Annotated in this window: 23 protein-coding genes and 1 tRNA gene; 8 read left to right on the plus strand and 16 right to left on the minus strand. The window is 70.9% G+C overall.

Annotated elements, in window-relative coordinates; all coding sequences use genetic code 11:
* Positions 1–123: 123 nt before the first annotated feature.
* The 5 genes from HBH26_RS16810 to petA all read right to left on the minus strand — a co-directional run bounded on the left by HBH26_RS16810 (position 124) and on the right by petA (position 3839).
* On the minus strand, positions 124–381 hold the full coding sequence (locus HBH26_RS16810; protein WP_168135807.1) for a hypothetical protein: 258 nt from the start codon (positions 379–381) through the stop codon (positions 124–126).
* A 91-nt stretch (positions 382–472) separates the two neighbouring features.
* Positions 473–1003, minus strand: a complete 531-nt coding sequence (locus HBH26_RS16815) for an adenine phosphoribosyltransferase (RefSeq protein ID WP_168135808.1) — start codon at positions 1001–1003, stop codon at positions 473–475.
* An 89-nt stretch (positions 1004–1092) separates the two neighbouring features.
* The gene (locus tag HBH26_RS16820) at positions 1093–1935 is read right to left on the minus strand and encodes a cytochrome c1 (protein WP_168135809.1); all 843 of its coding nucleotides are present in this window, start codon (positions 1933–1935) and stop codon (positions 1093–1095) included.
* A 30-nt stretch (positions 1936–1965) separates the two neighbouring features.
* Positions 1966–3252: a cytochrome b gene (locus tag HBH26_RS16825; protein WP_168135810.1), complete on the minus strand. Its 1287-nt coding sequence runs from the start codon at positions 3250–3252 to the stop codon at positions 1966–1968.
* A gap of 11 nt (positions 3253–3263) precedes the next feature.
* Positions 3264–3839, minus strand: coding sequence for a ubiquinol-cytochrome c reductase iron-sulfur subunit (gene petA / locus HBH26_RS16830; RefSeq protein ID WP_168135883.1), 576 nt, complete (start codon positions 3837–3839; stop codon positions 3264–3266).
* Between the two features lie 203 nt (positions 3840–4042).
* On the opposite strand from petA, the gene HBH26_RS16835 reads away from it, so the two are divergent.
* Positions 4043–4498, plus strand: coding sequence for a tRNA (cytidine(34)-2'-O)-methyltransferase (locus tag HBH26_RS16835; protein WP_168135811.1), 456 nt, complete (start codon positions 4043–4045; stop codon positions 4496–4498).
* Here the strand turns inward: HBH26_RS16835 and HBH26_RS16840 are convergent.
* A complete protein-coding gene (locus tag HBH26_RS16840) occupies positions 4495–5733 on the minus strand; it encodes a S1 family peptidase (protein WP_239024885.1) in 1239 nt (412 codons plus the stop codon). The genes HBH26_RS16835 and HBH26_RS16840 overlap by 4 nt on opposite strands.
* A gap of 49 nt (positions 5734–5782) precedes the next feature.
* Positions 5783–6574, minus strand: coding sequence for a c-type cytochrome (locus tag HBH26_RS16845; protein WP_168135813.1), 792 nt, complete (start codon positions 6572–6574; stop codon positions 5783–5785).
* Between the two features lie 83 nt (positions 6575–6657).
* On the opposite strand from HBH26_RS16845, the gene hemF reads away from it, so the two are divergent.
* Positions 6658–7500: an oxygen-dependent coproporphyrinogen oxidase gene (gene hemF / locus HBH26_RS16850; protein WP_168135814.1), complete on the plus strand. Its 843-nt coding sequence runs from the start codon at positions 6658–6660 to the stop codon at positions 7498–7500.
* Positions 7491–8078: a GNAT family N-acetyltransferase gene (locus tag HBH26_RS16855; protein ID WP_168135815.1), complete on the plus strand. Its 588-nt coding sequence runs from the start codon at positions 7491–7493 to the stop codon at positions 8076–8078. The genes hemF and HBH26_RS16855 overlap by 10 nt, the downstream gene beginning before the upstream one ends.
* A 4-nt stretch (positions 8079–8082) precedes the next feature.
* Here HBH26_RS16855 and HBH26_RS16860 read toward each other — a convergent pair whose 3' ends face one another.
* Positions 8083–8823, minus strand: coding sequence for a hypothetical protein (locus tag HBH26_RS16860; RefSeq protein WP_168135816.1), 741 nt, complete (start codon positions 8821–8823; stop codon positions 8083–8085).
* Positions 8823–9692, minus strand: coding sequence for a hypothetical protein (locus HBH26_RS16865; protein WP_168135805.1), 870 nt, complete (start codon positions 9690–9692; stop codon positions 8823–8825). Before HBH26_RS16865 ends, HBH26_RS16860 begins: the two co-directional genes overlap by 1 nt.
* A gap of 106 nt (positions 9693–9798) precedes the next feature.
* Here HBH26_RS16865 and lipB point away from each other — a divergent pair, with 106 nt between their 5' ends.
* The 3 genes from lipB (at position 9799) to HBH26_RS16880 (ending at position 11787) form a co-directional block, all read left to right on the plus strand.
* Positions 9799–10464, plus strand: coding sequence for a lipoyl(octanoyl) transferase LipB (lipB, locus tag HBH26_RS16870; protein WP_338057447.1), 666 nt, complete (start codon positions 9799–9801; stop codon positions 10462–10464).
* Positions 10465–10553: 89 nt separating this feature from the next.
* A complete protein-coding gene (locus tag HBH26_RS16875; RefSeq protein WP_168135817.1) occupies positions 10554–10814 on the plus strand; it encodes a hypothetical protein in 261 nt (86 codons plus the stop codon).
* 115 nt (positions 10815–10929) lie between these two features.
* On the plus strand, positions 10930–11787 hold the full coding sequence (locus tag HBH26_RS16880; RefSeq protein ID WP_168135818.1) for an arylamine N-acetyltransferase family protein: 858 nt from the start codon (positions 10930–10932) through the stop codon (positions 11785–11787).
* 1 nt (position 11788) lies between these two features.
* Here HBH26_RS16880 and HBH26_RS16885 read toward each other — a convergent pair whose 3' ends face one another.
* Entirely contained in the window at positions 11789–14209 is a 2421-nt protein-coding gene (locus tag HBH26_RS16885; protein WP_168135819.1) for a zinc-dependent metalloprotease, read from the minus strand.
* Between the two features lie 25 nt (positions 14210–14234).
* Entirely contained in the window at positions 14235–15095 is an 861-nt protein-coding gene (locus HBH26_RS16890; RefSeq protein WP_168135820.1) for a peptidylprolyl isomerase, read from the minus strand.
* Between the two features lie 90 nt (positions 15096–15185).
* Between HBH26_RS16890 and HBH26_RS16895 the strand changes: the two genes are divergently transcribed.
* Positions 15186–15276, plus strand: a tRNA-Ser gene (locus HBH26_RS16895).
* 158 nt (positions 15277–15434) lie between these two features.
* A complete protein-coding gene (locus tag HBH26_RS16900; protein ID WP_168135821.1) occupies positions 15435–16751 on the plus strand; it encodes a tyrosine-type recombinase/integrase in 1317 nt (438 codons plus the stop codon).
* A gap of 15 nt (positions 16752–16766) precedes the next feature.
* Here HBH26_RS16900 and HBH26_RS20490 read toward each other — a convergent pair whose 3' ends face one another.
* The 5 genes from HBH26_RS20490 to HBH26_RS16925 all read right to left on the minus strand — a co-directional run bounded on the left by HBH26_RS20490 (position 16767) and on the right by HBH26_RS16925 (position 23178).
* Positions 16767–17459, minus strand: a complete 693-nt coding sequence (locus tag HBH26_RS20490) for a helix-turn-helix transcriptional regulator (RefSeq protein WP_209308647.1) — start codon at positions 17457–17459, stop codon at positions 16767–16769.
* Between the two features lie 106 nt (positions 17460–17565).
* Positions 17566–18342: a DUF2971 domain-containing protein gene (locus HBH26_RS16910; protein ID WP_168135822.1), complete on the minus strand. Its 777-nt coding sequence runs from the start codon at positions 18340–18342 to the stop codon at positions 17566–17568.
* A 51-nt stretch (positions 18343–18393) separates the two neighbouring features.
* On the minus strand, positions 18394–18588 hold the full coding sequence (locus HBH26_RS16915) for a ComEA family DNA-binding protein (RefSeq protein ID WP_168135823.1): 195 nt from the start codon (positions 18586–18588) through the stop codon (positions 18394–18396).
* A 40-nt stretch (positions 18589–18628) separates the two neighbouring features.
* Positions 18629–21295, minus strand: a complete 2667-nt coding sequence (locus HBH26_RS21250; protein ID WP_168135824.1) for an AAA family ATPase — start codon at positions 21293–21295, stop codon at positions 18629–18631.
* Between the two features lie 119 nt (positions 21296–21414).
* A complete protein-coding gene (locus HBH26_RS16925) occupies positions 21415–23178 on the minus strand; it encodes a recombinase family protein (protein WP_168135825.1) in 1764 nt (587 codons plus the stop codon).
* Positions 23179–23191 lie beyond the last annotated feature (13 nt).

Genomic DNA, 23191 nt, shown 5'->3' on the forward strand with positions numbered 1-23191 from the left:
TCTTGGGAAAGAACGGCCGCAGCCGCTCCATCTGCTCGTCGGTCAGCCAAAACAGGTCGCTCATTCCGGTCTCCTTGCGGAGCCTGAATCAGATCGCAACGCTCACATCAATGGGTCCTGACCCTAGCGATCGTAGACGTACACGCCGGTGCCGGGATAGTAATAGTCGCCGTACCAGCCATAATAGGACGAGGCATAGCCGGGCCCGCCCCAATTGCCCCCGCCCCAGCCGCCGCCAAAGCCGTCGTAATAGGGGTCGCCGCCGTAGGCCGCACCATATCCGACGCCCAGCCCGCTGTAGCCGTATCCGTCGGTGCACGCGGCGGTGCCGAGCGCCAGTCCGCCGAGCAGACCGGACAGGATCAATCGCTTCAGGAACATGGCTCTCTCCTCTACGCCGGAGAGGACCGCAGGAACGCGCGGCCCCGGACCGGAAGGAAACGGGAACGGCGCGGCGAAGTTCCCGCGCGGCTCAATCGCCGGGAAAGGCGACCAAGGCGTCCACCGCGATCCCCTCCGCGCGCAGCCGGTCGGCACCGCCGAGGTCGGGCAGGTCGACGACGAACTGCGCCTGCTCCACCACCGCGCCCGCCTTGCGCAACAGCCGCACGGCGGCGCGCGCGGTCCCTCCGGTCGCGATCAGGTCGTCGATCAGCAGCACGCGCGCCCCCGGCGCGCAGGCGTCGGCGTGCATGGCGATCCGGTCCTGCCCGTATTCCAGCGCATAATCCTCCGCGATCGTGGCGCCGGGCAGCTTGCCGTCCTTGCGGATCAGCAGCACGCCCGCGTTCAGCGGGACGGCGACGGCGGCGGCGAACAGGAATCCGCGCGCCTCGATCCCCGCCACCAGGTCCACCCGCCCGCGGGTGGCGAGCACCAGCCGCTCGACCGTCGCAGCGAGACCGGCAGGCGACAGCAGCAGCGTGGTGATGTCGCGAAAGGCGATGCCCGGCTTGGGGAAGTCGGGGATCGTGCGGATCAGTGCTGTGAGATCGTCGTTCACGTGCGCGTCCTTTCCGAAAACGGGACGGGGGCCGTGGCATCGCGCCCCGGCCCCCGTCGATGTCGCCCGGCTTACGCGGGAGCGGCGGCTCAATGCTTCACGTTGCGCCACACGTTCTGATAGGCGCCCCACGTCAGGAAGACGAAGATCACGAGGAAGATGATCGCCGCGACACCGGCGGCGTGGCGCGATTCCAGGTTCGGCTCCGCGGTCCACGTCAGGAAGGCCGCCACGTCCTTCGCCATCTGGTCCACCGTCGACTTGGTGCCGTCGTCGAACGTCACCTGGCCGTCCGAGGTCAGCGGCGCGGGCATCGCGAGGTTCAGGTTGGGGAAATAGGGATTGTAGTGCAGCCCGGGAGGCGTCTTCGCGTCCGGGAACTTGGCCAGCAGCGCCGCGGGCTGCGCGCGATAGCCGGTCAGCAGCGAGTAGACGTAATTGCCGCCGTCGTGGCGCGCCTTCGTCATCAGCGACAGATCCGGCGGCAGCGCGTTGTTGTTCGCGGCGCGCGCGGCGACCTCGTTCGGGTAGGGCGAAGGCACGCGATCCGACGGCACGTTCTTGCGCGTGGCCGCCTCGCCGGTCTCCTCGTTCACCGTCGGCTGCTCGATCGGCCACGCCTGCGCCAGCGCCTTCACCTGCCCTTCGGAATAGCCCAGGTGCTCGAAGTCGCGGAACGAGACGTATTTCAGCGAGTGGCAGGCGGCGCAGACCTCCTGGAACACCTTCAACCCGCGCTGCAGCTGCGCGCGGTCGAACTTGCCCACCAGCCCCGCGGAGGAGAGGTGCGCGTCGCGCGGATGCTCGTGGAACTCGTGCTCCGCGGTCTCCGCGGCCGGGTTCTGTATGGCATCCTTGGCGGTGAAGAAGAGGGCGAGCGCCAGCACGAAGACGAACCCCGCACCGATCACCAGCGAGATGAGACGAGCCATGTTTCTATCGGTCCCCTGATGTCGTCTCGATCAGCCGGCCATGGCCGTCTTGGCGGGCGACGTGCCGCCATGCTTCGCCAGCACCGCCTCGGTGATCGAATTGGGCAGCGGGCGCGGGCGCTCCGACGCCGACACGATCGGCAGGATGATGAGGAAGTGCGCGAAATAATAGGCCGAGGCGATCTGCCCCAGCATGACGTTGCGGGCGGTCGCCTCCGCCCCGCCGACGTAGCCGAGCACGATCACGTCGAGCAGCAGCACGAGGAGGAACCAGCGATAGGTCGGCCGGTAGTTGGCCGAGCGCACCGGCGAGGAATCCAGCCACGGCAGGAAGAACAGCAGCAGGATCGAGCCGAACATCGCGAGCACGCCCCACAGCTTCGCGGGCAGCAGGAAGTCCGCGGTGAAGCTCTTGAGGATCGCGTAGAACGGCAGGAAATACCATTCCGGCACGATGTGCGCGGGCGTCGAGAGCGGGTTCGCCTCGATGTAATTGTCCGGATGGCCGAGCAGGTTGGGCGAGAAGAAGATCAGCGCGGCGAAGATCAGAAAGAACGCCGCGACGCCGACGCCGTCCTTGGCCGTGTAGTAGGGGTGGAACGGCACCGTGTCCTGCTCGCCCTTCACGTCGACGCCGGTCGGGTTGTTCGAGCCCGGGATGTGCAGCGCCCAGATGTGCAGGATGATGACGCCCGCGATCACGAACGGCAGCAGGTAGTGGAGCGAGAAGAAGCGGTTCAGCGCGGCATTGTCCGGCGCGAACCCGCCCAGCAGCCACACGCGCACCGTCTCGCCCACCAGCGGGATGGCGGAGAAGAAGCCGGTGATGACCTGCGCACCCCAGAACGACATCTGCCCCCACGGCAGCACATAGCCCATGAAGGCGGTGGCCATCATGAGAAGGAAGATCACGACGCCCAGCAGCCACACCATTTCGCGCGGCGCCTTGTACGACCCGTAGTAGAGGCCGCGGCCGATGTGGATGTAGACGACGGCCAGGAACATCGACGCGCCGTTGGCGTGGGCGTAGCGCAGGAACCAGCCCGCGTTGACGTCGCGCATGATGCTCTCGACCGAGCCGAACGCGACGCCGGCATTGGCGGCGTAATGCATCGCCAGCACGATGCCGGTGACGATCTGCACGACCAGCGCGAGCCCGGCGAGGACGCCGAAGTTCCAGAAATAATTGAGGTTGCGCGGCACGGGATAGCCGGCGCCGATGGCATTGTAGACGAGGCGCGGCAGCGGCAGCTTCTCGTCCATCCACCGCATCAGCGGCTGCTTCGGCTCGTAATGCTTCGCCCAGGGAAAGCTCATTTCTCGCTACCTCAGCCGACCGTCACGACGGTGTCGGAATTGAACGTGTAATCGGGCACGTGCAGGTTGGTCGGCGCCGGCCCCTGGCGGATGCGTCCCGCGGTGTCGTAGGCCGAGCCGTGGCACGGGCAGAAATAGCCGCCGAACGGCCCCTTGTTCTCGCCCTCGCCCGCGCCCAGCGGCACGCAGCCCAGGTGGGTGCAGACGCCCAGCGTGATGAGCCAGTTCTTCTTGCCCGCCTTGGTCCGCTCCTCCAGCGTCTGCGGATCGCGCAGCGAGCCGACGTCGACCGCGTCCGCCGCGGCGATCTCCGCCGGGGTCAGGTTGCGCACGAACAGCGGCTGCTTGCGGAAGCTGGCCTTCACCGCCTGCCCCGGCTCGATCTTCGAGATGTCGAGCTCGGTCGTCGACAGCGCCAGCACGTCGGCCGAGGGGTTCATCTGGTTGACCAGCGGCAGCACGATCGCCAGCGCGCCCACGCCGGCGAAGGACACGGCGGCGATGTTGATGAAGTCGCGGCGGCGGGGATCGTGCGCTTCCTCGTGGTACGGCGCGGGATTCTCGCCGAGAGGAATATTGTCGTCCATCGTCGCCATTCGCGTCAGACCCTCAAGCATCGTTCGTCGTCCGCCGGGATCGCGCGAGAGGTTCCTTCCGGAGGCTCCCCTGCCCTCGTGCCCGCCGTCGCCCCCGTCCCCACGGAGGCGCTCGCCGGGCCTGATAGCCGTGCGTCGCGCGCTTTGCCAATCGGTTTTTGCCGCCGCCGGCGGAGGGGTGTAGCGCGGCGGCGATGCGCATCGCCCTGTTCCAGCCCGATATCGCCGGCAATCTCGGCACGATCCTGCGGCTGGCCGCCTGCTGGGGCGTCGGCGTGGACGTGATCGAGCCGGCGGGCTTCCCCTGGAGCGACCGCGCGCTGGCGCGGGCGGGGATGGATTATGCCGCCGTCGCGGATGTGGTGCGCCACGCCGACTGGGCTGCGTTCCGCGCGACGGTGACGGGCCGGCTGGTGCTGGCCACCACCGCGGGCGCCACGCCGCTCTACGACGCCGCGTTCCGCGGCGACGACGTCCTCCTCTTCGGCAGCGAGGGCGCGGGGGTGCCCGCGCAGGTCCACGCCGCGGCCGACCTGCGCGTGCGCGTGCCGATGCGCGCCGGCTTCCGCTCGCTCAACGTGGCGGTGGCCTGCGGCATCGTGCTGGGCGAGGCGCTGCGTCAGGCGGGCGCGTGGGCGGATAGGGACTAGAGGGGCCGCGGGGCGGGCGGCACTGGCAGCGCGGCGGGGGCGGCAGGATCGCCCAGCAGGCGCCAGCCGTCCGGCAGGTAGTCGGTCGACATGTAGAAGTAGAAGCCGCACGATCCGTCCGCGCGATAGCTGCCGCCCTTCACGATGCCGAAGGCGCGACCGCCCAGGAACACCGGCGCGCCGCTGTCGCCGCCCTTGCAGCCGGGGCCCGCCACCGTCACCCAGGTCGGCGTGCACAGCCCGCCGCACAGCTGCCCGCCCGGCGCGAAGTCGACCAGTTCCACCGTCGCGCAGCTGTAGCCGGTGCGCTCGCCGCGGTGGCACACGAAGTCGCCCGCGCGCGTCGACGCCAGTGCGCGGCGCCCCTCCACCTGCCGCATCCGCGTCTTCGCCGTGTCCGCGAAGAAATAGGGTGCCAGCGGGTCGCCCCCGGCGTTGATCTGCACGTCCTGATAGCCCCAGCCCCATTGCCCGACGAAGGGCAGCGGCGCGCGCGTGCCGTCGGGCGCGACGTAGCTCAGCTCGTCCGGGCAATGCGCCGCGGTGGTGATGGCGGTGCGCGCGCCGTCGGTGACGACGAAGCCCGTCGTGCAGGCGAAGCGGCGCGGGTCGCCCGGGTGCGTACCGATCACGCGCGCGCCCCCTTCCGCCGCGGCGGCGAGCTCCACCGTCGTGCCGTCCGCGCGCACGCGCACCGGCACGCCGGCGATGGCGGCGAGCCGCTCGGCGATCACCGCCGCGCCCAGCGCGTCCACGTCGGCGCGCGACGCGGACACGACGATGGCCCCGCGCGCCAGGTCCACGCCCATGCCCGGTGCGTGCGGCAGCTCCGCCGCCAGCGCCGCCTGGTGCGTCGCCAGCGCCTCGGTCAGCTGCCGCCGCGTCGCCGACGCGCCGGTGCGATAGACAATCGGCACGGTCAGCCCGTCGATCACCACCGCTTCGTCCTCCACGGCCGCGTCGCCGGTCAGGCGCACGACGATGCGGAAATCGGGCCGGTGCTCCACTGCGATGCCGGCGAGCCGCGCATCCTGCTCGCGCGCGATGCGCTCGGTGACCGCGACGGTCGCCTCCTGCGCGCGCAGCCGGCGCAGCGCCTCGTCCGCGGGAACGGCGAAGAGGCGGGCATATTCGGCCGCGTCCTGCGCCAGCGCGTCCGGCGCGGCCTGCACCTGCTGCGCCAGCGCCGGCCCCGCTGCGAGCAGCGCGAGCAGCGCGCCCGCGATCGCGTTCATCGTCCCTCCGCCCATCATGCCTTGTCGCATGGCAGGAACGAATGGCGGATTAATGGCCGGCGCGCGCGGAAAGATAGGCGTGGATCGCCCCGATCTCCGCGTCGGTCAGCGCGTGGAGGCGGTGGCGCGCCTCCTGGCTCATCAACCCCACCTGCCGTCCGCCCGCCGCCTCGCCGGTGCGCAGCAGGCGGCGGAAATCGGCGGGGGTGTACCCCGCGGCGACGACCAGGTCGGGCGCGTCGCCGGGCTGCGGGTCCTTCGGCCCTTTCAGGTCGGGCCCGTGGCACTCGGCGCAGGCGATCCGCGCCAGGTAGCGGCCCGTCGCGGTCGCACCGCCGGCATCGAGCGGCGCACGCGCGGCGAGCCGCGTCGCCTGCGCGGCCGAATCGCTGAAGCCGTGGCCCAGCGCCACCGCCCATTGCGGCCCCTTGACGATGCCGGGATGGTCCGTGCCCGTCGGCTTCACCGTGCGAAGCCACGCGATCAGGTCGCGCATGTCCGCGTCGGTCAGCGGCGCCTGCGCGAAGGTGGGCATGAACCACAAGGCGGTGCCGTCGCGCCGCCGCCCGGTCCGCAAAGTCGCCGCGATCTGCGCGTCCGACCAGCGCGGCAGGATGCGCGACAGGTTGGAGCTGTACGCCAGCGCGAAGGCCGGGTTCTCCTCGAACAGGTGGCCGTCCAGCCGCTCGCCGTGGCAGCTGACGCAACCCATCACCGTCGCCAGCCGCCGGCCATGCGCCGCGTCGGCACGGTTCGCCGCCGGCGCGGGGGCGCACGCCGCCAGCACGAGTGTCGCCATCAGCACGAACAGCCGCATCGTCGATTTCCCCCCATCGGCCATGCTGCCACCCCGGTCGCGCCGCGGCAAGGATGGGACATCCTGTCGCCTCGACACCCGCGCCCCGCCGCGGCTACACGCCCGCCATGCCGACGCTCGACCCGCAACAGACCGAAGCCCGCACCTGGTTCGAGCACCTGCGCGACCTGATCTGCGCCGAGTTCGAGGCGATCGAGCGCGAGGCGGGATCGGACGCGCGCTTCGACTATATCGCATGGGATCGCACCGATCCGTCGGGCGAGCCGGGAGGTGGCGGGGTACGCGGCGTGATGAAGGGCCGCGTGTTCGAGAAGGTAGGCGTCAACGTCTCCACCGTCGGCGGCACGTTCGAGGGCGAGTTCGGCAAGACCATCCACGGCGCAGGCGAAGATCCCCGCTTCTTCGCCACGGGCATCAGCCTGGTCGCGCACATGACCAATCCGCACGTCCCTGCGGTGCACATGAACACGCGCTTCCTGCGCACGACGAAGCAATGGTTCGGCGGCGGCGCCGACCTCAACCCCCCGCTGCCGGTGGAGGAGGACACGGCCGAGTTCCACGCCACGCTGAAGACAGCGTGCGACGCGCACGATCCCGCCCATTATCCGCGCTTCCGGAAGTGGGCGGACGAGTATTTCTACATCCCCCACCGCGGCGTGCATCGCGGCGTCGGCGGTATCTTCTACGATCACCTCGAGGGCGATTTCGCCGCCGGCCTCGCCTTCACGCAGGACGTCGGCCGTGCCTTCCTCGACGTCTATCCGCGGATCGTGCGGCGGCGCATGGGGCTGCCGTTCACCGACGCCGACGTGGCGCGGCAGCGCGCGTGGCGCGGCCGCTACGCCGAGTTCAACCTGGTCTACGACCGCGGCACGCTGTTCGGGCTGAAGACCGGGGGCAACATCGACGCGATCCTGATGAGCCTGCCGCCGGTCGCGACATGGGACTGATCGCGGTCCCGCGCGGCGAGCTGGCGACGGTGGTCACCACGCTGGAGATGCGGCGCCGCCCGCCGCTGCGCCCGCTGCCGCCCTCGCCGCTGCGGCTGGTGCGGTGGGACCGGCCCGCGCCCGACCGGTATCGCACGTTGTTCCGCCGCGTCGGCGCGCGCTGGCTATGGTTCTCCCGCCTCGCCATGGACGATGCCGCGCTCCGCGCGATCATCGACGATCCCGGCATCCAGGTGTTCGCCGCGGTCGATCGCGCGGGAATCGAGGTGGGGATGCTGGAGCTGGATTTCCGGCGGGCGGGCGCGTGCGAGCTGTCCTACCTGGCGCTGGTGCCGGAACTCGCCGGCAAGGGGCTGGGCCGGTGGCTGATGGCGGAGGCGCTGGCGCGGGCGTGGCTGCCGGGGGTGGAGCGGGTGTGGCTGCACACCTGCACGCTGGACCATCCGCGCGCGCTCGGCTTCTATCGCGCGCAGGGGTTCGAGGCGGTGGCGCGGACGGTGGAGACCTTCGCGGACCCGCGCCTCGCCGGGTGGCTGCCCCCTGACTGCGCGCCGCAGGTGCCGCTGCTGCCGTTCTAGATCCCTATGCCCGGCCGGTGCGGTACGCCACCACGCCGACCAGCAGCGCCGCCACGTGCCACGCCGCCCCCGCCGCGGCGATGCCGGCATCGACGAGGAAGAGGACGAAGGGATTCTCGTTCCCCGGCGCGCGCAGCCAGGTGTCGGCGGACAGCAGTGGCACCGCCACGATCCACTGCACGAGGAACACGGCCACCAGCGCGCCGGTGATCGCCAGCCCGCGCCCGCGCGTCCGCCGGACGCTGCCCGCCAGCGCCGCGCCGACGCCTGCGCGCGGGTCGCCCGCCAGCAGCGGCAGCGCGACCGACAGCCGCGCCTGCGCGTAGAGGCCGGGCAGCACGAACAGCCACAATCCCAGGCCCACCGGCACCGCGACCGCCAGGTTCAAGAGCGCGAACGGGACGATCCGCCGCGCCGCCTGCACCAGCGCCTCGCCCACCGTCGGCCGCGCGGGGGCGACCAGCAGCAGCGCGACCGCCGCCGCACCGTAGAGCGCGACCACGTCCGCCAGCAGGTAGAGCAGCGCGTTGCCCTGTCCTCCCCACGCGATCACCGTGTCCATCCACGCCGCCATCGCCGCCTGGTCGCGCGGCCCCTCCGGCAGCGGGGGGATCGGATCGGCGGCCAGCAGCGTCGCGAAGGCGGGCAGGAACACCAGCGCACCGGTCAGCGCCAGCACCGCGTCGGCCTCGCGGCGCAGGAGCCGCCAGGCGGCGACAAGGAACGTGGCGGGGGTGCCGGGCATCAGAACGGCGTCGCGGCGCGCTCCGCCTCCGGCCCCTCGCCCGCCCCCGCTTCTGCCACCGCCTCCGCCGCGGCGACGTAATATTGCGCGTAGAACGCCGCCTGCACCGTGCTGGCCAGCGCCGTCAGGATCGCGCCGAAGGTCGACACGACGAACGCCACCGCCGGCAGCGCCTCGCCGCCCAGCAGCAGCCGCGCCACCACGCCGACCACGCTGGTGGTGGCGATGCCGAGCACGAGGAGGACGACGCCGTAGAGGATGATGACGCCGACCAGCCGCCACGCCGCCCCCCGCGTCAGCGCGAAGCTGCGCGCGAAGGCGCCCAGCCCGCGCCGCTCGTTCACGATCACGGCGAACAGCGGCACCAGCTTCGCGCTGACATACAGGCCGACGACGAACAGCAGCAGCGCGGCGAGGCCCGCCAGCGCGATCGGCCCGCCCCGCGCGTTGGTCAGGTCGACCCGGCTGGTGGCCGCGGTGTAGGTCGCGCCGGAGGAGAAGAGCAGGTAGGTGATCGGCAGGATCGCCAGCACGGCGGCGACGATCAGCAGCAGCACGCAGCCCAGCGCCGGCCCCAGCCGCCGCACGGCGATCACGATGCCCCGCGCGCGATCGACCCGCGGGTCGCTGGCCACCGCCGTGATCGCCAGCAGGCCGACCAGCAGCAGCAGCGAGGAGGCGAGGTTCGCCGCCCCCGCGACGCTCCGCGTGGCGGCGCCGCTGCCGCCGAACGCGGCCAGCGCGTTGGTGGCGAGGCTGGGCAGCAGGATGAACAGCGCGGCGATCGCGGCCAGGATGCCGGCCCTTCCCTGCAGCACCTCCAGCGTGCGTTCCCACACGGTGCTGATCCTCACTCGCCTGCCGCCCATGCCGATCACCCCTTCACGCCCACCCGCGCGGTCGCGCCTTCCCTCGGGACTAGCCGCCCGGCGGGCGCTTGCCAATCGCCGCCGCCATGCGCATCTGCCCGCCACCGTGAGCGAAATCGACGATATCGAGTGGCGCCGGACGCCGGGGACGACGGACTATGCCGCGGCGCTGGCGCAGATGGAGGCGCGCGCCGCCGCCGTGGCCGCGGGCGAGGCGCGCGAGCTGGTCTGGTTGCTGGAGCATCCGCCGGTCTACACCGCGGGCACCAGCGCTGACCCGGCCGAGCTGGTCGATCCGCGCTTCCCCGTCGTGCCGGCGGGGCGCGGCGGGCGCTACACCTATCACGGGCCGGGACAGCGCGTCGGCTATCTGGTGCTCGACCTCAACCGTCGCGGCCGCGACGTGCGCTGCTTCGTCCACGCGGTGGAGGGATGGGTGATCGCGGCGCTGGCACACATCGGCATCCCCGCCTTCCGGGCGCCCGGCCGGATCGGCATCTGGACGCGCGATGCCGCCGGGCGGGAGGCGAAGATCGGCGCCATCGGCGTGCGCGTCCGCCGCTGGGTGACGCTGCACGGCTTCTCCGTCAACCTGTCGCCCGACCTGTCGCACTTCGGCGGGATCGTGCCGTGCGGGCTCGCCGAGTTTCCCGTCACCAGCGCGCAAGCCCTTGGCCGCGCGTGCGATCTTGCAACCTTCGACGCCGCGCTGGCGTTGACCGCCGACGCCTTCCTGACAAGCCTAACTTGTGGCGGTGAAATCGAGGCTTGAGGGGGCTGCGTCTTGTGATTAATGTCCAGTCCGGTTTGGGTGAAACGGTAAAGCCGGTCGCCAAAATCCACAGTCTAGGGAGCAAATTCATGCGTGCAGTCATCACCAAGGTTCTGGCCGGTTCGGCGCTCGCTGCGGCGGCGCTCGCGGTCTCGGCCTGCGGCTCGAAGACCGAGACCACCGAGAACACCATGATCACCGACATGAATGCCACCGAGGGCATGGACACGATGACCGACAACATGACGGCCGTCGACAGCTCCATGAACGGCGGCATGATGGCGAACGACACCGGCGCGATGACCGGCAACGACATGATGATGTCGAACACCATGGGCAACGCGATGTAATTTCGCCGACCGGCGTTTTTACCGATCCCAAGGGGCCGTCCGGGCGACCGGGCGGCCCCTTTTCGTTGCGGCGGGGGCGGTTTGCCCCGCGCGCCCGGCGCGTTACAGCGACGCGATGTTCGACCTCGACGCCTATCTCGCCCGCATCGACCTGCCCGCGCGGCCCACGCTGGATGCGGCCGGACTGTCCCGGCTGCAGCGCGCACACCGCCTGGCCATTCCGTTCGAGAACCTCGACGTGATCCTGGGCCGCGGCATCGCGATCGACGGCGCGTCGGTATTCGCCAAGCTGGTGACGGCGCGGCGCGGCGGCTATTGCTTCGAGCACAACCGCCTGTTCGGCGACGCCCTGGGCGCCATCGGGTTCGACCACCGTCCACTGCTCGCCCGCGTGTGGCTGGGCATCGATCTCGGCCATGGGACGGTCCCGCCGCTGACGCACACGTTCAGCCTGGTGGAGTCCGACGAGGGGCCGTGGATCGCGGATCCCGGTTTCGGCGGCACCTACGCGCCCGCCATGCCGCTGGCCGACGGGGCGGAGGCGACCGCCCCCGATGGCGCCCGCTTCCGCCTGTCGCGGCACGATCGCCACGGCTGGCTGCTGGAGCGCAGCGGGACGGTGGCGGGTACCGACGGGCGCGGCGGCGGAGAAGCAAACGCCACCGGAGGCTGGCAGCCGCAGTACAGCTTCACCACCGCCACGGTGTTCGACGCCGACCTCGCGCTCGGCAATTGGTGGTCCTCCACCGCGCCGGGCACGCGCTTCACCACGCTGCGCCTCGCCAGCATCGTGCTGCCGCACGGCTTCGCCACGCTGACCGACGACCGCTATCGCCGCATCGCCGGCGAGGACAAGGCGGAAGGCACGATCACCGATCCGCGCGTCTACCGGATGCGGCTGGGCATGATGTTCGGCATCGCGCTCACCGCGCAGGAGGTCGCCGGGCTGCGGCTGTTCCCGGCGGCGGGCTGAGTCACCACCCCTCCATCCACTCGCTCTCCGCGCCGCCGATCGGCATTCCCGGCGGCACGCGCGGGGTGCGCGCGTCGATCTGCGCCAGCGCGGCGGTGAGCCGCGCCTCGTCGGACAGCAGCCGCGCGGTGCTGCGCGACCAGGCGTCACGCCCCTTCGCCAGCCGCGCGGCGCTGGACGCCACCGCCTCGTCCGCCACCGCCGCCACGCCCGGCGCGCTACGCGGGTCGCGCGCCAGCCGCGCCAGCATCAGCAGCACGCGACCAGCCACCCGCTGCGCCACCGGGTCGGTCCCCGCGCGCGCCACCGTGGCGGCGAGCAGCCGGTCGACCACCTCCGGCACGCCCGGCAGCGCGGGATCCCCGTGCTGCAACGCCAGCCGCTGCATCCGCTCGCCGTCCAGCATCGCCTCCAGCGTCACCGTCGCCGCGACGTCGGCGGCGACCAGCGGATCGAACACCGGCCCGCCCGCGGTGCGCATGATCTCGATGTCGAACTGCCGGTCGCTGCCCCCGCTGCGCCCGGCGGAGAGCAGCGGCTCCAGCCGCGCCGGCACGCGCAGCGCGTCGGGCGACAGCGTGGCCAGCAGTGCGTCCAGCGCCGCGCGCTGCGTCGCGCCGTCGACCGGGGTGGCCGCCGCCTCCTGCCCGCCGCCCGCCACCGGATAGACGAAGGATCGCCCGCCCAGCAGCTTGGCCGCCGCCTCCACCTGATAGCGGTGGAGCAACCAGATCGGCACGAACTTGCGCCGCAGGTTCTCCACCGCCTCGCCGGGGCGCAGCGCGGACAGGCCGAACCGGTCGACCGCGGCGCGGCGCACCGCCATCATCCGCACCAGTTCCGCCGCGGGATCGGCGCCATCGTCCCACAGGCTGCCCCATGGCTGTCCCGACGACACGTTGCGCGCATCCCCGTCGCTGACGAAGCGCAGCCCCGCCGCGGCCAGCGCCGCACTCTTCGCCGCATCCGCCGCCGCCGGCGTCGTGCCGGGCGCGGGCTGGCCGTACAGCCGGTCCACCGCCGCCACGTCCCACGCGCCGATGCCGCTGCCATAGGCGTCGGACAGGTCGGGCGCCCCGTCCTTCAGCAGCACGCGCGGCGCGGGATAATCCATCACCGACGCGCGATCCTGCGTCGATCCGGCGAAATTGTGCTCGAAGCCGAGGGCGTGCCCCACTTCGTGCGCGCCCAGCTGGCGGATGCGCGCCAGCGCCACCTGCACCGGATCGTTCGCGCCGCCCGTTCCCACCTTGTCCGCGCCGACCAGCCCTTCGAAGATCAGGATGTCCTGCCGCACCCGCAGCGAGCCGAGCAGCACCGACCCGCGCACGATCTCCCCCGTGCGCGGGTCGGTGACGGTCTGTCCGTAGGACCAGCCGCGGGTCGCGCGGTTGACCCAGTGGACGACGTTGTAGCGTGCATCCAGCGGATCGGCGTCCGCCGGCAGGATCGCGACGCGGAAGGCATCGACGAAGCCCGCCTTCTCGAACGCGGTCCGCCACCAGCCGACGCCCTCGGCCAGCGCGGTGCGGATCGGCTCGGGCGCGGCATTGTCGATGTAGAAGGTGATCGGCTTCCTGACCGGCGAGCGCGCGGCCGTTGGATCGGTCTTCTCCAGCCGGAACCGCGCGGCGAGCGCGTAGACCACGTCCGCGCCCAGCGGCGCGGCGTAATCGACCACGGGCGCACCGAAGATCCCGCCCCAGCGCGGGTCGAAGCGGATCGGCAGGTAGCCCGGCGCGGGCAGCCGCAGCAGCGAGTGGTGGATCGTCAGCGACACCGACCGCGGGTCGGGCGCGATGTTCGCGATCGCCGCCCCGGGATCGTCGCTGGTCCAGTTCTGCCGCGCCTCCAGCTCCACGTTGTCGGCGAAGACACGCGTGGCGGCGGCGTCCACCACGCTGCCGCCCGCGTCCAGCTTGTAGCCACCCTGCTTTTTCAGCGCCGTCGCGACGCCCAGCGCGTCGCGCGTCAGGAATCCCGAAAGGTCGACGGTGAACGAACCGTCCGGCCGGGTCGCGGCCACCTCGCCGACCCAGGTGGTCGTGGTGGCGAAGCTCTCGCGCGCGGCACGCTGCTCCGCGGCGCTGCCGCCGGTCGCCCGGAAGCGCGGATTCTCGTACTCGGCGATCACCTTTTCGCCGATGCGGCGGAAGGCCAGGACGTAGCTGTCGCCCTGCTGGCCGTGGTCCAGCCCGGTCTCCGGCGCGCCGATGCCGGTGCGCAGCGACGCGGCGTAGAGGAAGCGCGCGGCGACGCCGTCCGCCCCGGGCGGCGGCAGCGTGACGATCACCCGCCCCTTCTGCGCGTCGATCTCCACCGGCAGCAGCGCGGGTGCGGCGGGTGCGGGCGCGCGCTGCGCCGCGACGGGCGCGGCGCCCGCCAGCAGCGCCGCGACGAGGGCGGCGAGACATCGGTTCATGCGGAAAGTCCTTCGAAGGAAGCGATCAGGGCTGGCGGCGGGTCTCGAGCGGCATCTCGCACACGTCGATCGCGCCGGATCCGATCGTCGGCGCGGGCGGGTTCTCGCGCCGGCGCAGCGCGGCGAGGAAGCGGGGGTTGTCCGCGGCGCGATACTGGAACCGCGGCCGCGCGGCGGCGGGCAGATCGCTCGCCAGCACCGCGGACACGATCGGCAGCCGTTCCTCCGCCGTCGGGTAGACGCCCAGCGGTGCGTCGCTGCGCGGCAGCGCGGACAGCCACTTCATCCCCTCGATCACCCGGCCCGCGACCGCGTAATTGCGATCGAGCCGGCGCGCCGACTGGCCGATCGGCGTGAACAGTTCCGCTCCGGTCCCGCTGGTCGGATCGGCATCGCGCGCGACGCCGACCATGCCGTAGCAATGCGTCAGCCACTGGTGCCCCGCGCCGTCCGCGCCGACGGGCCAGCCGTCCGCGGTGATGCCCGAGAAGGTGCTGTGCGTGTCCGCGCGCGCCATCCGGGCGGCGGGCACGGCGGCGGCGGGTGCCTGCGTCTCGAACTCGGGCGGCACGCTGACGGCCACGCCGACCGGAAGCGGCTTCTTCTCCGTCGCGTCGCCCCATTGCGCCACCCAATTCTCCTGCACGCGATAGACGCTCGCGCCGTCCCACCAGCGCGCGCGGGCAAGCCGGCGGATGTTCTCGACGTGCAGCGGCGCATAGGTCGCGGCCAGCCGCACGACGACGGTGCGCCCGCCTGCCAGCGTCACGATCATCACCTCGTCGTCGGGAATCGCGCGCCAGTCGGCGGGGAGCGGATCGTGCGGAGCGGGAGGCGTGGCAGGCGCGACGGCCTGCACCGGCGCCAGGAGCGGAAGGAGCAGCATACGCCGATCCTGCGCCAGCCCCCTCGCCGACGCAATCGCCCGCTTGCACCCACGCCCGCCACCCACTAGGGCGCTCGTTCCCGGCAATGCGGAGCGGTGGCCGAGTGGTCGAAGGCGCTCGCCTGGAAAGTGAGTATACGGCAAAACCGTATCGAGGGTTCGAATCCCTCCCGCTCCGCCACTAGCCGGTGTCAGGCCGTGTCAGGCCCTATCAGAAGCCTTGTCGCCCGAGGCACTTAGCCCTAGCCTCTGTGTCATGGCGCGTCATCCGGCTTCACCCAATCGCAGCTCGAGTGGGGGCATCGCCGGGGCACGGAGCCGCGGCGGATGGGGGCATCGATGCTGACCGAGGTGGAGGCCCGCAAGGCCGTCGCGGCCGACCGCGACTACAAGCTCGCTGACTCGGGCGGCCTGCACCTTTTCGTCTCGAAGACGGGCCACAAGTCCTGGCGACTGAAGTATCGCTTCGGGGGCAAGGAACGGCGTCTGGTGCTGGGGACCTATCCCGCATTGAGCCTGAAGCGCGCGCGTGAGCTCCGCGACGACGCCAAGCGTGCTCTGCGCGACGGGCGCGACCCCGGCCTCGAGTCGAAACGTGCGCGCCACTCCAGGAAGATGGGACACGAGAACACGTTCAGGCAGTTCGCGCTCGAGTGGCATGCCGGCCAGAAAGACCGATGGAAGGACGTTCACGCCGACGACGTGCTGGTGTCCATGGAGCGCGACCTGTTTCCGGAGATCGGCCAGTTCCCCGTCGACCAGATCGACGAGGGTCTTCTGCTGGCCGCGTTGAGGAAGGTCGAGGCGCGCGGCGCGATCGAGACGGCCCACCGGCTCCGCCAGCGGGCCGAGCGAGTGTTCAGGTATGCGGGCGCGGCTGGGGTCAAGAATGGCAATCCTGCCGTCAACGTCCGCGACGCGCTGAAGCCGGTGCCCCCTGGCAAGCGAAGGCCAGCGGTCACCGACGTGGAGACGGTCCGGAGGCTCATCCGGGACGTCGACCGCGCGGCCGCCTCCCCCGTGACCAAGTTCGCCTCGCGATACCTAGGCATCACCGCGCAGCGTCCAGGCATGGTGCGCAACGCGGCCTGGACGGAGATCGAGGGGGTCGACTGGTCCCGGCCGGACGAGCCCTCGCCGGACGCCGTGTGGCGCAACCCTGCCGACAAGATGAAGCAGGAGCTCGACCTGAGGGAGGACGACGCCTTTGAGCACGTCGTGCCGTTGACCGGGCACGCCGTCGCCGTCCTGCGGGCGGTCCGTCCGTTCACGAACGGCAAGGGCCTGATCTTCCCCGGCGGCCGCGATTCCCAGAAGCCGTTGTCCGAGAACGCCATCGGCTACCTCTACAACCGGGAGGGCTGGAAGGGGCGGCACGTTCCCCACGGCTGGCGAAGCTCGTTCAGCACGATCATGAACGGGCGGATGGAGCGCCTCCACCTCGGCGCCGAGCGCCTGCTCGTCGACCGCCTCGTCATCGACCTGATGCTAGCGCACTCGCCGACCGGTATGTCGCACAGCGAGCTGGTCTACAACAGGCAGCGCTACATGGAGCGCCGGCGCGAGCTCGCGGAGGACTGGGCGGCGCTCATCCTGGAGGGCGCCGATCCGCTTGACGCCGTGATCGCGGGCCGTCGGCGACGCGTGGAGCGCTGAACCCGGGACCCTGTCTCACCTCGGGTTGGCGATCCACTCGGCGACCTCGCTTTCCCACCACGACGCGATGTTGCCGCGCTCCATCGGGATCTGCTTCGGGAAGCGGCCCTCGCCGATCCGTCTGTAGACCGTGCTGGCGGACATGCCCGTGCGACGGACGATCTCGGGCATGCGGATGTGTCGGTCCTCGGCCCGGCTTGCGCGAGCTGCGTCGCGATCTTCGGCACCCACGGCTGTGCCTGCCGCGGCGGATCTTGCCGGCCTCCGCTCCGGCACCACGTCGGCGCAGCTCAGTTCGAGCACGCGGTTGAAGTCGGCGAGCTCGAGGAAGATCCAGTGCGTGGATGGGGCGTCGCGGTCGAATGGGCGGTCCGGATCGAAGGCGCTTCTCGCGAATCTTTCCCTATAGTCGTCGAGCTCCCAGTAGGTTGCGGGCACGTCGTCTGGCGGGCCGCCGCCGAATGGTCTGGACCAGGAGTGGATCTCCTCGCGCGCCACCAGCTCGCCTAGCAGCCGCGCCGCGAACCTCACCTGCGCCTGGTCCGACGGGCTGGCCGTCCCGCCCGGATCCAACGCGGCTGCCACCTCGTCGGGGCCGAGGCCGTGGTGCACGGCGCACCAGTGGGCGAGCGCACGTGCGAGCAGCACGCGACCGACCGAGGTCGGGGCCTCCTCCATTGTGTAGGGCGAGATGGTGTCGGTCGTCATGGCTGCCTCCCGCCGAAGTTATAGGATCGCCGTTGACGCCGGCCTAATGGTGGCGGATCAGCGAACACCGATCCGCGACGGCTCGCATGACGGTTGCAGCCATCCCTCAGAGGATGTGGTTTGCTCGTTTAAGGTTTTCGTCTACCTCGACGAGCGTGAGGTCGTAGCCCCCGCCCGAGGAGACCTGCTGGACGCGAAGGTCAGGCCGGGAGCGGCGCGCGGCTATCGCCTTGGCAATGAGCGATGCCGGTGCGCGGGCGCCCAGGATCACGCCGGAAATGAGGGAGGGGTCGACCGTGACGAAGATCGCGCCTGCCGGCTCGCCGGCCCGAACGATGCGGAGCTCCTTCTCGTATGACCATGCTGTCGGCTTGGTGAAGAGGATGGGCCCGAGCATCTCCCCTGGCGAGGCCTCGAACCAGCGCAGTTCGGGTGGCTCAGCGCGATAGGAGACATGGCCGCTTCCCACATGGTCCGCCGATGCGGCCAGCGTGTCGATCACCTCGGGCTTGTAGACTACCGCGAAGCCCCGGTGTGCGTTCGTGTAGTGCGACCACATGAGGTGACTGTCCCACCTCTCGACCAGGCACAGGACGAACAGCCTGGAGAGGACGTTTGCGCGCGGTGCATACGAGGTGTTCCAGTCAGCGGCAGGCCCAGCGAACGCGGCCCAGGCGTTCTCGAGTTCGGCGGCCGATCTCTCCGGATGGTGCTGCCGGTGCCAGGCGTCGAACCTGTCGCGGGACGGAGCAACCGACTTGAACTTGAACTCGAATGGGTCGTTGAAGTGGGCGGCCGAGGCGAACTTCAGCGACCCCGTCAACACCTTGTCCATGACGTCGAGGATGGCGGCGTCGTCGCCACCGACGAATTTGTGAAGCATGAGGTCTGTCGTCCTCTTAGGCCCGCCGTCGGGCTGACCACAAATCGGTAATCAATTCACGATGAGCTTGTCCCGTGTCACGTCGCTGACCTTGCCAGCGAGACCCGGAACCTCCTCAAGTTGCCGAAGGTCGGTGAAGCGTCCCCGTTCCTCGCGATACCGCACGATCTCTGGGCCATGGCCCTCCAGACCCTCAATGGCGTCTAGCGCCTTTTGATCGGCAGTGTTGATGTCGAGCTGCGGCATCGTTCCTCCGGATCAGTCATGGCTCGATTGTCGCGGCGCGTCACCCTACGGCCGCTTTCGGCGGTTCTGCGGCGAGTGACCTCCGGCGGTCCTCGGCCTCTCTGTTGGACTTCGTCTTGGCGGAGCGGAAGCCCGTGAGCTCGGCCAGGTCCGCGCGCATCTGGGCCTTGCTCGGCGTCTCGATCTGGCGTCCCGCGGCTTGGTCGTGCCCCGAGTGCTCGGACGCCCGCGTCATCGCGCGATGGATCAGCATGAAGTCGTCGTCGCTCACGTCCACGCCGCCGAGGCGCAACGTGCCGACCGTCGGGCCGTAGCGGCGGACGACGTCGTTCAGCACGATCTCCTCGACCGCCCGCTCCCAGGTCTCGCGCAGGGCGGCGTAGAACCCCGTGCACCTGCCGCGGTAGGCGTCGCTGGCGACCGCGAGATCATCGGGAATGTCGTCGATCATGGTCTTGAGCGTCTGTTCGCGCTCCCGGACCTTGCGAGCCACCCATGGCGCGTCGCCTACGGACACGATGCCGAACTCGCCGCTGCCGCCCTGCTGGATGAGGCATGGCAGCGCCGGCACCGGGACGGCGCGATCCACGCAGGCAAGCGTCAGCTCGTTGTAGAACACGAGGTTGTGCGTGAAGACGATGATCTGGCGCCCCTTGGCCGCCTCGTCCACCAGCCGGCGTGCCACGCATCGGACTCGACCGTGGTCCAGGCTGGTGACCGGATCGTCGAGGATGATGCCCGACTTGCGACCCGCGACGTGCGACTCCGCGAGGAAGCACGCGAGACTCAGCGCACGCTGCTCCCCCTCGCTCAGGATGCGCGACTTCTTCGCCTTTCTGGTGGTCGCTAGCGCGACCTCGAAGAAGCTGGTCCCCTTGGAGGTTTCGTCCGAGAACTGGAGGGGTATGTGGGTGAGCGCGAAGTTCCCGATCTCCTCCTCGATGCGGGCCTTGAGACCGGGGGTCGTGAGATCCTTGCGCAGCGACGTCATCAGACGCGACAGGGGCCCGGTGTTCAACGCGGCCTCGCACCGCTTCCATGCGAGTATGTTGCTCAGTTCGTTCCTGCGAGCCACCAGCTCCTCGATCTGACCGCTCATCTGCCGCCGGTCGGTCAGCTCCGCGACCCGGCTCACCGCGGCGGCGGTGCGGTCGTCGCCCGACCGCAGCGTTGCTGCGTGGTCGGTCAACTGAGCCGCCCAGTTCCGGAGGTCGTCGACGGGTGAAGCTGGTAGGGTCGCGAGATCGGCGATGCGCCCTGCATCGAGCTGGCTGACGCGCTCGTCACGGCGCGCCTCCAGGGCGTTGCCGAACGCTACCGTCCGGTCCACCAACGCCTGCGCCGGCTCCCCCTGCGTCGCCGCTTCGCCCAGCAACGTGCGGAGTTCGGCCTCGGGTTTGAACGTGAGTGCACGCAGTGCGGCGGTCCGCTGCGCGACTGCGCCCGCGGCTAGTTCGGCCTCCTGCGTTGCGCGTCCCTCCACGTAGGCGTCGAAGGCCGTCAGGCGGGCGGCTGCGTCCTCGCCGAGTGCCTGCTGGCAGAGCGGGCAAGGATCGCCGACGGCGAACGGTTCGCCTCTCATACGCACGCCTGCCTCGGCGGCGAATTGCCGCGCGAAGCCGAAAAGCTCGCGCCAGGTGTCCGACCCCGTCGCGGCAATCGGCTGCGAGCCGATCCGCTCGGCGGCGAGCGCTTCGGCGACCCGTCTCGTCCGCTGCCTTGCGTCGACGAGCGCCTCGTCCGCCGCGACGGCGTCGTCCGTGAGGGCGGCGGCTGCCCCTTCGAGGGAAGCGGCGACCGTGAGGCACGACGTCGCGATCCGGTCGCAGAGTGCGGCGGTCGCCGCTGGCCCCTGCACGAGTTCGGTCTGCAGGTTTGCCAGTTCGGCCTCCGCGTCCGGCCCCCAACTCGCTGCTTCCCGGAGCGCGTGCTCCGTCGGCAGCTCAGCCTCCGCGGTCGCCACCTGGAGCCGTCCTATGAGCGCGGAGGCTGTCGTGCCGGGCGTGTAGTGGCCACCGAAGGACCTTGCGCACCGCCTCGTGGCGTCGCCGATCCAGCTTCGGAAGCGATCGCCCGCGGCTTGGTAGAGGTCGGCGAGCCGCCCCACGCACGCCGCCTCGGGAGGCATGTAGAGGATGTCGCTCTTGCCGCTGACGTAGACGCGCAGGTTCTCGGTATCGAGGAGCGTCGCCCCGCCGAGAGCCGCAGGCTTGGGCTGTCCCTCGGACCAGGTCGCCGTGACCGCATCACCGTCTCCGGCGCGGTAGGTGTAGGTTATCGACTTGGCCGGCGAGCTATCCCCGGCGAAGACGTTTCCCTCGAGCGGTGCTTCCTCCCGCACGCAGGTGAGTTGCCGCAGCGCGCGCGTATAGCCGCTCTTGCCGGACCCGTTCTCGCCGAAGACGATGGTGATGCCGTCGAGCGCGAACTTCAGGACCTGGCCGCCGGCGAGCCGATCCAGGCCCTCCAGCGGACCGACGGAATGTAGGATGACGTCGTCCGGGCTGGCGCCGACGGCCACGATGCTGTCCTCGGTGAACGGCTGACAGGGGTGTTCGCCTTCTATTGCGAGCCCGTGCGCCAGCCCGATGCGGCAGACGAGGGCATCGGCGTCGGCATCCACGTCCTGCGAACACGAGGCTGCGCGCTGCATCGCATCCACCGCCCAGGCGGGCTGGCCTGCGCACCACTCAGCTAGCTTGCCCACTCTCCCCTCCAGCGCCACCCCGTCTTCCGGACGGTGGTAACACCGTTGCGCCATGGCTCGCCAGCCAGACGTGGCAGGCTGCCGGTCAGCGCTGCGGCGCGACCAGGTCGTGGCTACGATCAGTAACGCTGCTCGTCGAGCTGGACCTCCGCGGCCGGTGCGAAGCCGAGCAGCGTGCGCTGCTGCGCCCAGTCCATCGGCAGGCTCGCGTAGAGCAGCACGCGCCGGGTGAGCCGCGGCGGCTGGCGCCCGTCCAGGATCGCGGCGATGATGTCGGGCGCGAGGTAGTTGAGCCGCACGAGCCGGGCGAAGATGCCGGGCTGGCGACGGAAGCGCGCGGCGACCTCGGCGACCGGCGCGGTGCGGTCGTCGTCGAGCGCGGCCTGCGCGCGTCGCGCCTCCCGGATCAGAGCGACCAGCGAAGGTGACGGATCGGCCGCGGATGCGGGGTCGCGGCGATCCAGCGGCAGCGCGAGCGTCCGCTCGATCCTCACGGCGACGGCCGGGATGCGGACGACGTGGACCCTGTCGTCGCGGCGGGAGCCGGTAGGATCGCGCCGGAAGACGCCCGTGCCGTTCCACGCCAGCAGCCGCTCGAGTTCGGCGCAACGGACGAGGAGGGTCACGTCGCTCCGGGTGACCTCCACGCGCGCAAGCACCGCGGTGAGCATCAGGCGCAGCCGTTCGGCCGGGGCGCGCGCGAGGCGACCGGCGGCGGCCGGGCCCGCGGCGACGAGCCTCTCGGTCGCAGGCTCGTAGCTGCCGAGCGAGGCGAGCGCCGCCCGCGTCTCCGACTGGTCTCGAAGCGTCGTGCACAGGGCGGCGAGCACCAGCCGTTCGAGCTCGCCTGCTTCGGCGCGGAGCCGCTTCACCCCCTGCCTGGCCGCCCAGCGGGCCTGGTCCGAGATGTAGTAGCGGTAGCGGCGGCCCCGCGTGCTGTCGTCGGCGATCGTCATCCGGCGGCCGTGGCCGTCGTGCAGGATGCCCAGCAGCACGTTCGGCGAGGGTCCGAGGTCCAGCTTGAACATCGCGCGTCGCGCGCGCAGCGCCTGGACCTCCTCCCAGAGCGCACGGTCGACGATCGCCTCGTGCTCGCCCGGGAAGCTCTCGCCGTGGTGCGGCACCTCGCCGACGTAGAAGCGGCTGGCGAGCATGTTGTAGACCATGCCGCTGCTGACCACGCCGCCGCCGGTCACGACGCCCTTGCGGTTGGTCCAGGTCTTGGTGCGCAGCCCCTCCTCCTGCAGCTCGCGGCGGAGGGCGACGTAGGAGCCGAGCTCGAGGAAGCGCCGGTAGACGCGGTTGACCGTCTCGGCCTCGGCGGCGTTGGGGATCAGCCGGCCGTCGACGACGTCGTAACCGAATGGCGGCGGTCCACCGGTCCACTTGCCCCGGCGCTTCATCGCCGCGACCTTGTCGCGGATGCGGTCGGCCGCCATCTCGCGCTCGAACTGGGCGAAGGTGAGCAGTATGTTGAGCACCAGCCGGCCCATGCTGTCCGACGTGTCGAACGACTGCGTGATCGACACGAACGAGACCTCGTAGCGCTCGAACAGGTCCATCAGGCGGACGAAGTCGCCGAGGCTCCGGGTGAGCCGGTCGATCTTGTATATGACGACGACGTCGACGGCGCCGCGCTCGATGTCGGCCATGAGGCGCTGCAGCGCGGGCCGCACCAGCGTGCCGCCCGACTGGGCAGGGTCGTCGTAGAGTTCGCCCAGTTCCAGCCACCCCTTGTGTCGCTGGCTGCGGATGTAGGCCGAGCACACGTCGCGCTGGCTCTCCAGGGTGTTGTAGTCCCGGTCGAGCCGTTCGTCTGTCGACTTGCGGGTGTAGATGGCGCAGCGCCGCGCGCGCTCCGCCGAAGTGACGATCGCGGCCATCACCCTCTCCGTG

It is taken from the genome of Sphingomonas corticis (assembly GCF_012035195.1).
Classification (GTDB): Bacteria; Pseudomonadota; Alphaproteobacteria; order Sphingomonadales; family Sphingomonadaceae; genus Sphingomonas; species Sphingomonas corticis.

Excerpts from the sequence above, each read along its gene's own strand:
- HBH26_RS16810 (WP_168135807.1), bottom strand. The coding sequence starts at position 381 with ATGTTCCTGAAGCGATTGATCCTGTCCGGTCTGCTCGGCGGACTGGCG.
- HBH26_RS16820 (WP_168135809.1), bottom strand. The coding sequence starts at position 1,935 with ATGGCTCGTCTCATCTCGCTGGTGATCGGTGCGGGGTTCGTCTTCGTG.
- HBH26_RS16825 (WP_168135810.1), bottom strand. The coding sequence starts at position 3,252 with ATGAGCTTTCCCTGGGCGAAGCATTACGAGCCGAAGCAGCCGCTGATG.
- petA (WP_168135883.1), bottom strand. The coding sequence starts at position 3,839 with ATGGACGACAATATTCCTCTCGGCGAGAATCCCGCGCCGTACCACGAG.
- HBH26_RS16835 (WP_168135811.1), top strand. The coding sequence starts at position 4,043 with ATGCGCATCGCCCTGTTCCAGCCCGATATCGCCGGCAATCTCGGCACG.
- HBH26_RS16840 (WP_239024885.1), bottom strand. The coding sequence starts at position 5,733 with ATGAACGCGATCGCGGGCGCGCTGCTCGCGCTGCTCGCAGCGGGGCCG.
- HBH26_RS16845 (WP_168135813.1), bottom strand. The coding sequence starts at position 6,574 with ATGGCCGATGGGGGGAAATCGACGATGCGGCTGTTCGTGCTGATGGCG.
- hemF (WP_168135814.1), top strand. The coding sequence starts at position 6,658 with ATGCCGACGCTCGACCCGCAACAGACCGAAGCCCGCACCTGGTTCGAG.
- HBH26_RS16855 (WP_168135815.1), top strand. The coding sequence starts at position 7,491 with ATGGGACTGATCGCGGTCCCGCGCGGCGAGCTGGCGACGGTGGTCACC.
- HBH26_RS16860 (WP_168135816.1), bottom strand. The coding sequence starts at position 8,823 with ATGCCCGGCACCCCCGCCACGTTCCTTGTCGCCGCCTGGCGGCTCCTG.
- HBH26_RS16865 (WP_168135805.1), bottom strand. The coding sequence starts at position 9,692 with ATGGGCGGCAGGCGAGTGAGGATCAGCACCGTGTGGGAACGCACGCTG.
- HBH26_RS16875 (WP_168135817.1), top strand. The coding sequence starts at position 10,554 with ATGCGTGCAGTCATCACCAAGGTTCTGGCCGGTTCGGCGCTCGCTGCG.
- HBH26_RS16880 (WP_168135818.1), top strand. The coding sequence starts at position 10,930 with ATGTTCGACCTCGACGCCTATCTCGCCCGCATCGACCTGCCCGCGCGG.
- HBH26_RS16885 (WP_168135819.1), bottom strand. The coding sequence starts at position 14,209 with ATGAACCGATGTCTCGCCGCCCTCGTCGCGGCGCTGCTGGCGGGCGCC.
- HBH26_RS16890 (WP_168135820.1), bottom strand. The coding sequence starts at position 15,095 with ATGCTGCTCCTTCCGCTCCTGGCGCCGGTGCAGGCCGTCGCGCCTGCC.
- HBH26_RS16900 (WP_168135821.1), top strand. The coding sequence starts at position 15,435 with ATGCTGACCGAGGTGGAGGCCCGCAAGGCCGTCGCGGCCGACCGCGAC.
- HBH26_RS20490 (WP_209308647.1), bottom strand. The coding sequence starts at position 17,459 with ATGACGACCGACACCATCTCGCCCTACACAATGGAGGAGGCCCCGACC.
- HBH26_RS16910 (WP_168135822.1), bottom strand. The coding sequence starts at position 18,342 with ATGCTTCACAAATTCGTCGGTGGCGACGACGCCGCCATCCTCGACGTC.
- HBH26_RS16915 (WP_168135823.1), bottom strand. The coding sequence starts at position 18,588 with ATGCCGCAGCTCGACATCAACACTGCCGATCAAAAGGCGCTAGACGCC.
- HBH26_RS16925 (WP_168135825.1), bottom strand. The coding sequence starts at position 23,178 with ATGGCCGCGATCGTCACTTCGGCGGAGCGCGCGCGGCGCTGCGCCATC.